The following is a 13,371-nucleotide window of genomic DNA, read 5'->3' as shown; positions in this document are numbered from 1 at the left end:
GTCTCCTGGCAGGTGACGGGCGTCCGGAAGGATCCCTGGGCGGCATCCCACCGGATCGTCGTTCGACAGGAGAAACCGGATACCGAGAAGGGGTACTACATCGAACCCGAGCTCTATGGACAGCCTGACACGAAATCGGAGGATCGCTCCATCCGGCAACGGGCCGAGGAATCTGCCGCGGCGGCCGCGCCCCCGGAATACTGATGCTCAATCGGGGCTTCCGGCGAGGATGAAACCGGCCCAGTAGAACGGATGGGCGTACCGCCCGGAGGCGATGAGCTTCCGGGCGGCCGCCCGCAACGCCTCTGCCTTCGCGAACGGCGACCCTTTCCCGCGCGATGCGAGCCACGCCCGATGGAACGCGATCATGAGATCCGAAGTGCTCGCCGATTCCACTCGCCACAGGCTCGCGACCGTCGTCGGAACTCCGGCGACGAACGCGGACCAGAGCAGCCCGGTGATCCCCTCTCCCGCCGGGGCGTCGCCGCGGGCGGTCTCGCAGCCGGAAAGGACGAGCATTTCGGCCCGGAGGTCCAGGTCCATCAGTTTCCGAGCTTCGAGGAAGCCGTCGTCTCCTCCTCCCTTCGCGAGGAGGACGTGCGAGTACATCGGGTTGCCATCGTCGAGGACCGCGTGGGTGGCGAGGTGGAGAACGCGGAACGCCGGTGCTTCCTCCACGAAGCGATTTTCGCTGGCGTTTTCGCCGACGAGAATTTCGCTCTGCCCGGCGCCGTAGAGAGTGCCGATCTCGCGCACCTGGCGCTCCGCCTCGGGAAGCGGCGGGGCATCGGTTTTCGGATTGCCGAGGGCCAGGAGTTCACGCTCCCCGCCGGATGCCGCGCGGGATCGGGCGATCCGCTCCGTCTCGCGGAGAACGGCCAGCGACGGCGCATAGGACAACGCCCTCTCTTCGATCACGAACCGGCCATCCGGGGCCTGAAGCGCCGCGAACGGAACCTTCCAGAGCGGCCCGTCCGGGACGACGATCCACGGCCGATCGCCGCCGAGCCGTGCCGCCGGAGCGAGAAGCGTCCGGTACATCTCCCGGGCCGCCTTCGCAAACGCCAGGTCACGGGACGCAAGCTCGCGGCGGAGTTCGTCCGCGCTCCGCTCGAGATCGGCGGCGCCGATCGGAATCGATATCACCTTCGCCTCGTCGCCGGGGCGGATGACGAAGAGGATCGTCGCCTTCGCGCCGACCACGTAATCGAGGATCACGGCGCGAGTCGCGCTCGCGATCGCGCCGATCTCCGCGCGGGTCAGCGGCGGAGTTTCCGCCCGGTCGGCCGCGATCTCCGGATGCGCGGCATACAGGGCGGATTCGAACGCCTCCCGCTCCCGCCGCCTGCGTTCGAGCCGGTCCCGGACCTCGGCAGCGCCCGGCTCGTTCGGGCGAAGGCGGTGGAGCTTCACGTTCAGCGCGGAAAGCGCAGTGTCGAGCTCCCGCTCCTTTCGCCGCTCCTCCGGCGTGAGAGCCTTGCCGACGTCGAGGCGCCCCGCGGCAAGGATTCCGGAGAGCGTCCGCGCCTTGGACCGTTCGGCGAGCTCGAGCGCGAGCGCCCTGTCGCCCGCCGCGAGCGCGAGCGTCATTCGTTCCCGATACGGCGCCAGCTTGTCGGCGAAGTAGAGCGACGCGGCGCTTTCCGGCCCGGCGACGCGAAGGCGCTGGCCCTCGATCGTCGCCATGGCCGCGTCGAACTCGGACGCCGCTTCCGACTTCTTCCCGGAGGCCGCGAGCGCCTCTCCGGCGGCGAGGTGGGCCTGCCAGAGCGGCTCCGGCGCCTCGATCGACGATGCGAGATCGGCGGCCTCGCGCGCGTACCGGACGGATTCATCGAGGCGCCGGAGCTTCCGGGCGGCGATCGCCCGCTGCACGCGGCTCTCGGCGAGGCCGCTCCCCTCGCCGATCGCGGTCTGGATCTCGATCGCCCGGTCGAGCGATTCCGCGGCTTCGGCCGGAGATCCCATCGCGAGCCGGGCGCGCCCGATCCCGTCGAGCGAGACCGCCATGTTCACCTTCTCGCCGGTCGCCTCGCCGAGCGCGTAGCCCTTCTCGAACTCCGACACCGCGTCCCCGGGTCTCCCCGTCGCGAGGTATTCGCGCGCGAGGTTCCGGTGCCCATCCCCTTCGAGGCTCCGGTTGCCGATCTCGCGGCAGATCTTCACGGTTTCCGTGAAGAGGTCGATCGCCTGCGCGTGGTTTCCCTGGCTCTGGTACACGACGCCGAGATTGTCGGACGTCTCCGCGACGCCCCAGCGCGAGCCGATCTCGCGGCGGAGGGCGAGGGAACGGTCGAGGGCGGCGAGCGCGGCCCGGTAGTCGCCGCGCCACGTCTCGATGATCCCCTTTCCGTTCAGGGCGGCCGCGATCAGCTCCTTGTTGCCGAGCTTCTCGACGATCGCGAGCTGCTCGGCGTTGAGCTCGAGCGCGCGGGAATAATCGCCGAGATGCCCGTAGACCGTCGCGAGGTTGTTGAGGGTGACCGCCTGATTCGGCTCCCTCCCGAGCGCCCGGAATTCGGCGAGGCTCCGGTCCAGATACTCGATCGCCTTCTCGTAGTCCCCTTCGGTCCGGTAGACGGCGCCGATGTTGCTCGTCGTCCCGGCCGCCCCGACCCGGTCACCCGCTTCCTCGCGAAGGGGAAGCGCCCGTTCGTAGAACTTCAGCGCCTCGTCGTGCGCTCCGCGCGCGAACTCGACATTGCCGATCACGTTGAGCGTCAGCCCCAGCGCGGCTTTGTCGTCCAGCTTTTCGCGGATCGCGAGACAGGCGTCGAGCGCCTCGCGCGCTTTCGCGTATTCCGCCCGCCCTCGCTCCGTGTCGCCGATTTCCAGGAGGACCGCCGCCTCGGTCGCGGGATCCTTCTCCTCGCGCGCCGCGGCGAGAGCGGTCTCGTACGCCGAGAGCGCCTTCTCGGACTGGCCGTTGCCCGCGAGACGCTTGCCTTCGGCGAGGATCCGGGCGCCCTTCGACGGCGGAGCCTCGGCCCGAGAGCCCGCGGCCGGCAGGAAGAGGGCCGGCAGGAGGAGGGAAGAGAGGATCGGTTTTCGGGAAAGCAACAGGCGAATTCTAGCGGCTTCCGCGGGACGGCGGCCGGACGACCCGCACGGTCGCTCCGATCTCGATCACCATTCCGTCCTCGCCGACCTCGAGCGGACCCGAATAGCGCTTCCGGGTGGGAGGGACGACGTCGGACGCCGTCGCGAACGACGGCACGATGTGGGAATAGACCGCGAGCTTCGGTTTGACCCGCGAAAAGATCTCCCCGGCCTGCTCGGGCGTCGAATGATGCGCGATGACGCGCTCCCGCTGCTCCCGCGAAAAGGAGAATGCCGCCCCGAATCGCTCGGCGTCGGGAGCGATCACCTCGTGCACCAGGACGTCCGTGCCGCGGGAATGCTCCACGAGATTGTCCGACGGACGCGTGTCCCCGGAGAGGACGACCGAACGTCCGCCGAGATCGACGCGATACCCGAGGGCGGGACGGACCGGCCCGTGGTCGACGAGGAACGCCGTGATGCGGAGCGGCCCTTCGGTGACGGCCGTGCCGTCGCCGAGCTCCCGGGGTTCGAGATCGGCCCCGCGGGCGGGCAACTTCTCGTCCACGTCGCGCCGGACGTGGACGTCGAACGCGTACGCGCGCTCGAGACCGCGGCAGAGCGCGGCGGTTCCCGCCGGACCGAAGACCCGGAGCGGGACGGACCGCCCGAAGATCCAGCCCGTCAGCCAGACGTCGGGAATGCCGACGGTATGGTCCGAGTGCAGATGGGTGAGGAAGAGCACGTCGACCTTCGGCGCCGGATCGAGCGCGAAGATCTTCTCCTCGGCGCCGCGCCCGGCATCGAACAGGAGCGCCCGCCCCGCGCCCTCGACGAGGATCGCCGGGCCGCCGCGCGCGGCCGAGGGGCGCGGATTTCCGGTTCCGAGGAGAGTCACCCGGAGCACGGGAGAGTCGGCCCCGGCGGCGAGGGCGGCGAGGAGCAGCGAGCTCGCGAAGACGAACCGCCTCACGGAAACGCCGTCTCCTCCGCCGCGTCCCGGTAGAGCTCGCGAAGCGCCGACAGGATCGGCGGAGGCGGTGCGCAGCGCTTCCCGCCGAGCGATTCGATCGGCGCGATCCCCGTGAGGCTGGAGGTGAAGAACCCGCCGCGGCGGAGCCGTTCCGCCGCGAAGGAGCGCTCCTCGACCGTCAGACCCGCGCGCGGCGCGTTTTCGAGGACCCACGACCGGACGACGCCGGGCAGGAGCGCCGCCGAGACGGGCGCCGTCGCGGCGCGCCGCCCGGAAAGGAGAAACACGTTGCTCGCCGTTCCCTCGCGGACGCGGCCCCGGGCGTCGAGGAAGATTCCCTCCTCCGCCGCCTGCCCGCGCGCCAGGCGGGCGCCGGCGATCGAGGCCCGGTAGTCGATCGTCTTCCATCGCGGGGTCGTGCGCTCCCATCCGCGCGGCAGCAGGACGGCGCGCACGCCGCGCCGCTTGCGGATGATCTCCGGCGGAATCGGGAAGAGCGTCGCGAAGAAGCGCCACGATCGCGGCGCGTCGAGGTCCCTCCCGACGGCGAGGTAGGACCACCGCATGCCGTACTCGGCGTTGCGCCGCGCTTCCCGGAGGGCGCGGCGCGCCGCGTCCCGCACCCGCGACGGACGGGGCCCGGGGACGGCGAGCGCGGCGCAGGAGGTGCGGAGCCGCGCCAGGTGCGCCTCGAAGAAGACCGGACGCCGGTCGAGAACCCAGAGGGTCTCGAAGAACCCGACGCCCCGCGCGAGCGCGGGCGCATCGACCGGAAGCGTGATCCTCGGAGTCTTCACCGGGACTCTCCCGCGAAGAGCCCCAGGAATTCCGCCGCCTTCCAGTCGATCTCCTCGCGTTCCCGCTCGGCCACCGATTCCCAGGTGATCCCTCCCCCGGCGTGGTACCGGATTTCGGAGTCCGTCGCGATCGCGGTTCGGATCGCGACGTTGAAAGCGAGCCGTCCCCGGTCGTCGAGGAATCCCGTGGCTCCCGTGTACACGCCGCGGGCGCAGGGCTCGAGCGCGCGGATGGCCGCGACCGCCGCGCGCCGCGGCGCTCCCGTCACCGACCCGGGAGGAAAAGTGGCGCGGATCACGTCGCCGGCGGTCGCGTCCCGCCGCAGGGTCCCGGAAACGACCGATTCGAGGTGATGCACGCGGTGGGAGCGTATCCGGCAGAGGTCCGGCACGTCCACCGTCCCCGTCTCGCAGACGCGCCCGAGATCGTTCCGGCAGAGATCCACGATCATCACGTTCTCGGCCCGGTCCTTCGCCGAATCGCGGAGCGCCGCCGCCGCGGCAGCGTCGGCTCCCGGATCGTTCGCTCGCGGCGCCGTCCCCTTGATCGGCCGCATCTCGACCGACCGCGTCCGGAAGTCCGCGCGAAGGAACAGCTCCGGCGAAGCGGAGACGACGTCGAACCCGCCCCCGGCGAGGAGGAGCGAATAGGGCGGAGGGGAATCGCCGGCGATCTTCGCGTAGATCGACCGCGGATCGGACCGACGCGAGATGCCGGCCGCGAACCGGTTCGTGAGGTTCACCTGGTAGTAGTCGCCGCGCGCGATCCCGCCGCGGATCGCTTCGTGGGCCGCCCGGTAGGCGGGGCGTTCCAGCGATTCGCCGACGGACCCGGGATTTCCGAGCCCGCCGAACGAGGCGTCCTCCGCGGGCAGAGGGCGAGGTCTGCCGATCGGCAGAATTGTCCCGGCGGGGTCGATCGCCCATCCGGAGTCGTGCCGGAAGAAGACCGCCGCCGGCTCGGGAACCGGGTCGGCTCGCGGGTCGGCTCCCTCCCACGACGCGCCGAGCTCGTACGAAAGGAATCCCACCCAGCCCCCCGCGAAAGGAGAGGGATCGGCGCGATCCGGCCGCGTGGCCCGCGCCGCCCGGTCGAGGAAGCCCTCGATCCGAGCCGTCTCGCCGAGTCCCGCGGTGAAGACGTCCACCGGCTCCGGCAGCGCGATCGTCCAGCGGCCGGTGTCGCTCCAGCCGTCGAGGAGCGCTGCTCCGGGGCGCGCGATCGAGGAGAGCAGGCGGCGGCGGTCCATGGGACGCGGATTATCCGCGATTGCGGTGAGCGTTCGGGAATTCCGAACCCGCCCCGCCGGCGGGTTACAGTACCGCCGCTTGAAATTCGCCGCGGTGATCCCGGTCTTCAACGAACGCGAGTCGCTGCCGCTCGTCGTCGGCGACCTGCGCGACCCGCGGATCGCGGAGATCGTCGTGGTCGACAACGGCTCGTCGGACGGCACTCCCGCGACCGCGGCGCGCCTTCCCGTCCGTCTGGTCCGGGAGCCGCGGCGCGGGTACGGCAGCGCATGCCTCGCCGGGATCGCCGCTCTCGAGGCCGCGCCGCCGGACGGCGTGCTCTTCCTCGACGGCGACTACTCCGATCACCCGGAGGAGGCGGCCCGGCTGCTCGACGCGGTCGAATCGGGCGCCGACCTCGCGATCGGCTCCCGCATCCTCGGACGGCGCGAGCCGGGAGCGCTCCTTCCGCAGGCGCGGGTCGGGAACGCGCTCGCGACGTTCCTGATCCGCCGCCTCTACGGGTTCCGCTACACGGATCTCGGCCCATTCCGGGCGATCCGCTGGGAGGCGCTCCGCCGGATCCGCATGGAGGACACGGACTTCGGATGGACGTGCGAGATGCAGGTGAAGGCGGTGCGCGCGGGGCTGAGGATCGTCGAGGTCCCGGTCTCCTACCGGCGAAGGGTCGGCGTCTCGAAGATCGCCGGCACGGTGACGGGAACGTTCCGCGCCGGATACAAGATCCTGTTCACGATCGCGAAATACGCGACGAGATCTCGGCCGACGGCGGCCCTTCGCGATGGAGCCGGGAAGACGGAAGACCGTAGAATCGAACGATGAAGACGAATCCCTCGATCTTCGACCGCGTGGTCGAACATTCCGTCCGCGTCCGCTACTCCGAGACGGACCGGATGGGCATCGTCTACCACGCCAACTACATCGTCTGGTTCGAGATCGGACGGACCGAGTTCTGCCGGGCGGCGGGTTTCCCGTATCGCGAGATGGAGGAACAGGGGGTGCTGATCCTCGTCACCGGCGTCGACTGCAAGTTCCGACGCGCGGCCCGCTACGACGACCGCGTCACGATCCGGACGCGGATGGGAGAAAGCGGCAGCCGCGGGCTCTCCTTCTTCTACGAGATCGTGCTCGCGGACGACGGGACGCGCCTCGCGGAGGGTTCGACGCGGCACATCTTCGTGGACGCCGCGAGCCGGCCGATCACGATCCCTCCGCCGATCCGCGAGGCGTTCGCCCGGTTCGTCGGCGCGCCGGCCGCTTCCTGACCGCGGAGGGCCGGGAGGAGGAGAACGCTCTTCGGAGCGCCCGGGCCGCGCCGGGAGGGGTGAGCGCCGACACGTCTCCTCCGAGGCGGGCGACCTCCTTGACCAGCCGCGAGGACACGTAGGAATACTCCTCCTTCGCCATCAGGAAGACGGTCTCCACCCGCGGCGCGAGCCGCCGGTTCATGAGCGCCATCTGGAACTCGTACTCGAAGTCCGACATCGCCCGGAGCCCGCGAACGATCATCCGCGCGCCGACCGACCGGGCGAAGTCGACGAGGAGACCCGAGAACTCCCGCACCTCGACGCGCGCCCCGTCCGAAGGCAGGACGTTTTCGCGGATGAGCGCGATCCGCTCCTCGACGGTGAAGAGCGGGCGTTTCTCGTCGTTGACGAGAACGGCGAGGATCAGCCGGTCGCACAGGCCGCGCGCCCGTTCGATGATGTCGAGGTGCCCGTTCGTGATCGGATCGAACGACCCGGGGTAGACGGCGATTCTCTCGGTCATGCGATCTCCTCCGGCGCTTCGCGCGGCGCGTCGCGGCTTTCCCCTCCCCCGCCCAGGCGCTCGCGCCACCCCTCGCCCAGCAGATTGTAGGCGGTGACCGCGGCGAAGATCGCGAGCCCGGGAAAAACGGCGAGCCACCAGGCGCGCTCGCCGTAGGCTTCGGACAGAGCCAGGATCCCTCCCCACGACGGCTTCGGCGGCGGAACGCCGATCCCGAGGAACGACAGCGCCGACTCGGCGAGGATCGCGGAGGCGACTCCGAACGTCGCCGAAACGAGGACCGGAGGCAGCGCCGCGGGAGCGAGGTGGCGGAAGAAGATCCGGAGCGGCCCGGCGCCCGCGGCTCGCGCCGCGCGAACGAAATCGAGGCGGCGCGTCTTCAGGATCTCGGCGCGCGCGTAGCGGGCCTCGTTCGGCCAGGCGGTCAGCCCGATCGCGAGCACGATGGTCCGGGCCGAAGGCTCGAGGACGGCGACGAGCGCGAGGACGAAGAACAGCGTCGGAAAACAGAGCACGACTTCCATCGCCCGGGAGAGAACCAGGTCGACCACTCCTCCCGCGGCGCCCGCGGCGCCTCCGACGGCGAGGCCCACGACCATCGACAGGAGCGAAGCGGTCAGGCCGATCGCGAGCGACACGGGGGCGGCCGCGATCAGCCGCGCGAGGACGTCCCGGCCGAGATCGTCGGTGCCGAGCCAGTGCGCTCGCGAAGGAGGGGCCAGGCGGTCGCGGAGAGCGATCCCGTACGGAGAGTACGGACTCGGGGCACGGAGGATCGGCGCGCCCGGCGGAGCCGGCCGGGGCCGGCCGAGGAGGGAATACGCGGCGAGCGCCGGAAACGCGAGGCCCCCGTCGGACCTCCGCGAGACGAGGGGAAGGTCGGTCGCGAGGATCGGCGACAGGATCGCGACCACCGCGAGGAGCGCGAGGAGCAATGCGCCGGTCCGCGCCTCACGCATGGTTTCCCCCGTCGTTCCGGCCGGATTGCAGAGCTTTTCTGCCCGGGAAATCCCGCCGAAGATGGCGCGTACCGCTGATCGCGATCGATGCGCGTCGCATTCGATGAACCCGCGCGTTTCGTCCGGGCCCTTCGCATCGCCGGAGCCTCTCGCCGAAGTAACCGAGGGGAAGGCTCCGCGATGCGGGAGCGGGAGCGTCGGCGAAGGGGGTGGCGTCGTGCGCGGTCGAGTCGCTCGTTCGACGAGCCGCGCCGCCGTCACGCCACTTCGGTCCCCGAGCCGGCTCCCGCGACCGTTTATGCATAGCGCACGCGCGGATCCGCCGCGGCATAAAGGAGGTCCGCGGCGAACGTCGCGACCAGGGTCGCGACCGCGGTGAGGAACGTCAACCCGAGGACCACCGGATAGTCGCGGGCGAGAACGGCGTCGAAATAGAGGCGGCCCAGCCCCGGCCACGCGAAGATCTGTTCGACGATCACCGAACCGGAGAGGAGGCCCGGGACGACGAGTCCCATGACCGTGATCAGCGGAAGGAGCGCGTTGCGGAACGCGTGTCGCCACAACGCCTCCGATTCCGAGGCTCCCCACGCCCGCGCCGCGACGACGTACTCCCGCCCGAGCTCCTCCGCCACGCTCGAGCGAACGAGACGGGTCAGATACGCCAGGGTCCCGTAGGTCAGGCAGGCGAGCGGCAGCGCGAGATGCGCGAGCCGGTCGAGGAGAGCCGCTCCCCATCCCGCGGGCGGCGGGTCGGAGGCGACGCCGAAGAGCGGGAACCACTCGAGGCGCATGGAGAAGACGGTGACCAGGATCATCGCCATCCAGAACGAGGGCATCGAGTAGAGCAGGAAGACGAAGCGGCTCGTCGCGCGGTCGAACCCCGATCCCGCGCGGCGTGCCTGCGCGACCCCGAGGGGAACGGCGATCGCGAGCGCGAGGAGGAGCGCGAGAACGTTCAGGAGGAGGGTATACGGCAAAGCCTCGGCGATCCTCCGCGCGACCGGGCGATGGTCCTGGAACGATCTCCCGAAATCGAGCCTCGCCGCGCGCGCGTACCAGTCGCCGATCTGGACGGCGAGCGGCCGGTCGAGCCCGTACGTGCGCCGCATCGCCTCCGCCGCCGTCCGCGACACGCGGCGTCCCGAGACGCGCCCCGCCGCCGAGGCGGGATCGCCGGGCGCGATCCGCATCAGGAGGAAGACGGCGAGCACGATGCCGGCGAGCGTCGGGATCGCCAGCAGCGACCGCCGGACGACGTAGGCGATCACGGAGCCGGCCGGCGCCACCACGCCGTCGAGTCGGGCCAGAACCGGAACAGGCCGACCGGCGTCGAAACGAGTCCGCCGATCGAACGCGACACCGCGTATTTCTGGGCCCCCTGGAAGACGAACGTCGCGGGCGCGTCGTCGTGGATCAGGCGATGGATCCGGGAGAACAGCGACCGGCGCTTCCCCGCGTCGGGCTCCGCGCGGACTTCGGCGAGGAGACGGTCGACCTCCGGGTTCGCGTAGGAGAGATTGTTCAGGCCGTTCGGCGGCCCCTGGCTCGAAGCCCAGTAGCCGTACACGTCCGGATTCGGATCTCCCGACCACGAGGAAGCGACCGCCTCGAAGTCCCCGGCGTCCATCCGCTTCGTGAACGCCGCCCATTCGACCGCCCGGGGGCGGCAGACGACACCGGCCTTCTCGAGATCGCTCTTGAACACCTCGCAGACCTGGCGCACGCTCGCGCTCCCCGCCCCGTACAGCAGGTCGAACTCGAACTTCCTTCCGGCGCGTTCGAGCACGCCGTCGCCGTCGGTGTCCTTCCAGCCGGCGGAGGCGAGGAGCGCGCGGGCGCCCGCCGGGTCGAACGGATAGGGCGCGACCGACGGATCGTAGGCGGGGGAATCGGGCGCCCACGGACCCGAGAGGATCCGGGCGGTACCGTAGAAGAGGTCCCGAACGATCCGGCCGCGGTCGAGGAGCATCGCCATCGCGCGCCGCGTCGGCACGTCGGCGAAGAGCGGTGACTTGTTGTTGTACCCGATGTAGAAGTAGGAAAGATCGTAGAAGAGGGTCGTGCGGCAGCAGCTCGCGAAGCTCGCGTCCGTCGCCGAGGCGCGCCACTGCTCCGTCGAGAGACGCATCTCGTCGATGTCGCCGCGCTCGAGCGCCCGATAGGCCTGGGCGCCGTCGGGAAGGATCCGGAAAACGACGCGGTCGAACGGCGCGCGGGGTCCCGAGTAGCGCGGATTCCGGACCAGCTCGATCGATTCCGACGTCCGCCAGCGGGCAATGCGGTAGGGACCGTCGGAAAACGGCGCCCGGTCGTCCGGGGACGAGAGGAAATCCCGCTTCGCGTTCCTCGCCGCGCAGACCAGCGGCAGGTTGAACGCATAGATCCGGAACGCGTACGGCTCCCGGAAATGGACGCGGAACGTCCGGTCGTCGACCGCCTCCGCGCCCGCATACCCGTCGAAACCGGAAGAGAAGAGCAGGGCGGGAATCTTCGGATCGGTCACCTTCTCGAAGGTGAAGAGGGCGTCGCGCGACGTGACGGGCGTTCCGTCCTCCCACGCGGCATCGCGGAGGTGGAACGTCCACGTCCGCCCGTCCGGAGACGATTCCCAGCGGTCGGCGAGGCCCCCGACGGGCTGGAGCCGCTTGTCGAGGTCGATCAGATTCCGGGCGACGTCGGCGATCACGAAAGAGCCGTAATCGTCGGTCTGGAGCAGCGGGTTCAGCGTCGCCGGCTCCCCCTCGAGGCGCCGGAAGAGCGTGCCGCCGGGGCGCGGGGGTCCGAGCGCGCTCTCGTCGAGATAGCCGATCGCGGCGGAACGTTCCGGCGGGGGCGTCGCGGGCTGGCGGCATGCCGAGACCGCGGCGGCGAGAGCGAGCGCGCTGGCGAGTCGCCGGTCGAGCACAGGTCGTCCCCCCGCCGCCGGAAGGAGAAGTCAGGGAGCGACGATCGAGAGCGAGGACGTGTTGCCGGCGGCATCCACCGCCCGCACGAGAACGTAGGCTCCCCGGTTTTCCGGCTGGAGCGAAATTGTATACGACTCGTCCGGAGAATCCGTCATCCCGTCGTCCGCCGCGGCGCGCATCCAGGGTCCCGCGTTCACGCTCCAGCCGGCCGCCGCGACCGGCGAAAGCGCGTCCGTCACCCGCACCCGCAGGACGGGGCCGTTCTTTCCGGCGGACGCCGAGACGAGCGAGATCGAGGGCGGGCTGTTGTCGACGAGGATCGGGTCGGAGACCATCGTGTCGCTCTTCGGGTCGTCCGGGTTGCCGGAGCGATCGCTCGCCGTGACCCGGAAGAGATAGCGTCCGTCCGGCAGGAGACGGGAATCGAAGCCGAACGCGTTCCCGCGCACGCCGCGCCGCATCGGCACCCAGGGGCCGTTCCCGCCCGCCGGGCGGAAATCGACGTCGGCGACGAGGTCGTCGCCGTCGGGATCGGACGCCTTCCAGGTCACCGTCAGCAGTCCTCGCGCCTCCGCCCGGGTCGGGCTCTTCGCGTCGGGGGAGGCGAAGATCGACTCCGCCGATCCCTCGTCGGTCGAAGCGGTCGTGAAGGCCGTGATGCTCTCGCCGCCCGGCGTGCCGACGGCCACCGAATCGATTCGCGGGCGGGCGTTGTCGTTCTGATAGGCGCACTCGACACGCGAAAGGACCGGGGAGCGGTCCGGAGCGGGCGCCGAGAACGCCGCCTTCCACTGGAGGAACCGTCCCGGGGGCGCCGCGATCTTCCCCGGGGACGCCGCGGCGGCCGGCGCCGACCAGGCGCTCCAGGTCGCGTCGGGCGAGCTCGAGTTCCCGCTGCGGAACGCGAGGGTCAGTCCCGCTCCCTTCGGCACCGACGCGTCGGTCCGGAACGCGCCGAATCGCGACATTCGCCCGGTGTCCTTGATCGCGGAAAAGAACTCCCCTTCCTTCGCCGGGAGGCGCCGGTACGCGGAGGCGGGCGAATCGGTCGCGAGGACCTCGTCGCTCGCGAACACGACCCGCTTCTCGTCCACGCTCGCCGACAGCGACGCCTGGCCCTGCCGGAGGAGGTAGACGCGGCCGTGCGGGCCCGTGGCGACGAGCAGCCCGTCGGCCGCGGCGTCCCATCGGCACGAATGCACGAGCTCGTCGTCCGCCCGCCAGACCGGAGTGATCGAATCGTCCGGGGCGATCTCGACGATCTCCGAAGATTCTCCCCCTTTCGGCAGGGAAGAAGGGGGGGCCGGCGGAACGAGCGACGTCGTCGCGGTCACGGTGACGGTCGCCTCCCCTTCGCCTCCTCCCGGGGAACCCGCCGTTTCCGGCTTCTTCTCCTTCGCGGGCGCCGGGGCGGGGGGACGGATCGCCGCGGGAGCCCCTCCCGCGCCCTTGAGCGACACGGCCGCCGCCCAGACGCGTCCCCGGGGACCTCCGGTGAGCGCCGCGATCTCGGCTTTTTCCGAGTCGTAGATCGTGCGGGCCGAACCGTCGGGCGAGATTCGCAGCACGAGCCCGCGGCCCGACGTCCCCGCCCAGAGGCGCCCCTGGGAGTCCACGTAGAGGCACCGCACGTGTTCGTCCCCCGCGTCGTCGAAGAGACGACCCTCGGCCGGCGC

General features: G+C 70.8%; 12 protein-coding genes. 3 read left to right on the top strand and 9 right to left on the bottom strand.

The features are described from left to right. A partial coding sequence (locus tag VFS34_04810; protein ID HET9793762.1) for a hypothetical protein occupies positions 1-204 on the top strand: 204 nt, incomplete at its 5' end. A 3-nt stretch (positions 205-207) separates the two neighbouring features. Here the strand turns inward: VFS34_04810 and VFS34_04805 are convergent. The 4 genes from VFS34_04805 to VFS34_04790 are packed head-to-tail and all read right to left on the bottom strand — an operon-like array spanning position 208 to position 6,059. Further along, on the bottom strand, positions 208-3,060 hold the full coding sequence (locus VFS34_04805) for a CHAT domain-containing protein (GenBank protein HET9793761.1): 2,853 nt from the start codon (positions 3,058-3,060) through the stop codon (positions 208-210). 10 nt (positions 3,061-3,070) lie between these two features. Continuing rightward, positions 3,071-4,012, bottom strand: coding sequence for an MBL fold metallo-hydrolase (locus VFS34_04800; protein HET9793760.1), 942 nt, complete (start codon positions 4,010-4,012; stop codon positions 3,071-3,073). After that, positions 4,009-4,809, bottom strand: a complete 801-nt coding sequence (locus tag VFS34_04795) for an aminotransferase class IV (protein ID HET9793759.1) — start codon at positions 4,807-4,809, stop codon at positions 4,009-4,011. Before VFS34_04795 ends, VFS34_04800 begins: the two co-directional genes overlap by 4 nt. After that, positions 4,806-6,059 carry an anthranilate synthase component I family protein gene (locus VFS34_04790; GenBank protein ID HET9793758.1) on the bottom strand — a complete coding sequence of 418 codons (1,254 nt, stop codon included), beginning with the start codon at positions 6,057-6,059 and terminating at the stop codon, positions 4,806-4,808. Before VFS34_04790 ends, VFS34_04795 begins: the two co-directional genes overlap by 4 nt. 79 nt (positions 6,060-6,138) lie before the next feature. Here VFS34_04790 and VFS34_04785 point away from each other — a divergent pair, with 79 nt between their 5' ends. Both VFS34_04785 and VFS34_04780 read left to right on the top strand, forming a co-directional pair. After that, entirely contained in the window at positions 6,139-6,882 is a 744-nt protein-coding gene (locus VFS34_04785; protein ID HET9793757.1) for a glycosyltransferase family 2 protein, read from the top strand. After that, positions 6,879-7,325 carry a thioesterase family protein gene (locus VFS34_04780; GenBank protein ID HET9793756.1) on the top strand — a complete coding sequence of 149 codons (447 nt, stop codon included), beginning with the start codon at positions 6,879-6,881 and terminating at the stop codon, positions 7,323-7,325. Before VFS34_04785 ends, VFS34_04780 begins: the two co-directional genes overlap by 4 nt. Here VFS34_04780 and coaD read toward each other — a convergent pair. From coaD to VFS34_04755, 5 genes are all read right to left on the bottom strand, one after another. Further along, positions 7,261-7,830, bottom strand: coding sequence for a pantetheine-phosphate adenylyltransferase (gene coaD / locus VFS34_04775; GenBank protein HET9793755.1), 570 nt, complete (start codon positions 7,828-7,830; stop codon positions 7,261-7,263). The two genes, VFS34_04780 and coaD, sit on opposite strands and share 65 nt — an antisense overlap. Beyond that, positions 7,827-8,789, bottom strand: coding sequence for an ABC transporter permease (locus VFS34_04770; protein ID HET9793754.1), 963 nt, complete (start codon positions 8,787-8,789; stop codon positions 7,827-7,829). Before VFS34_04770 ends, coaD begins: the two co-directional genes overlap by 4 nt. A gap of 296 nt (positions 8,790-9,085) precedes the next feature. Then, positions 9,086-10,078, bottom strand: a complete 993-nt coding sequence (locus VFS34_04765) for an ABC transporter permease (protein ID HET9793753.1) — start codon at positions 10,076-10,078, stop codon at positions 9,086-9,088. Continuing rightward, positions 10,054-11,694 carry an ABC transporter substrate-binding protein gene (locus VFS34_04760; GenBank protein ID HET9793752.1) on the bottom strand — a complete coding sequence of 547 codons (1,641 nt, stop codon included), beginning with the start codon at positions 11,692-11,694 and terminating at the stop codon, positions 10,054-10,056. Before VFS34_04760 ends, VFS34_04765 begins: the two co-directional genes overlap by 25 nt. Before the next feature lie 30 nt (positions 11,695-11,724). Next, positions 11,725-13,371: two-component regulator propeller domain-containing protein (locus VFS34_04755; protein ID HET9793751.1), on the bottom strand; the 1,647-nt coding region annotated here is incomplete at its 5' end.

It is taken from the genome of Thermoanaerobaculia bacterium (genome assembly GCA_035717485.1).
Classification (GTDB): domain Bacteria; phylum Acidobacteriota; class Thermoanaerobaculia; order UBA5066; family DATFVB01; genus DATFVB01.
Note: the sequence above shows the minus strand (reverse complement) of the source record. Positions and strands in the feature narration are given on the sequence as shown.

Bases quoted from the DNA above. Each gene is read 5' to 3' on its own strand.
- VFS34_04790 (HET9793758.1), bottom strand. From the start codon at position 6,059: ATGGACCGCCGCCGCCTGCTCTCCTCGATCGCGCGCCCCGGAGCAGCG.
- VFS34_04780 (HET9793756.1), top strand. From the start codon at position 6,879: ATGAAGACGAATCCCTCGATCTTCGACCGCGTGGTCGAACATTCCGTC.
- coaD (HET9793755.1), bottom strand. From the start codon at position 7,830: ATGACCGAGAGAATCGCCGTCTACCCCGGGTCGTTCGATCCGATCACG.
- VFS34_04770 (HET9793754.1), bottom strand. From the start codon at position 8,789: ATGCGTGAGGCGCGGACCGGCGCATTGCTCCTCGCGCTCCTCGCGGTG.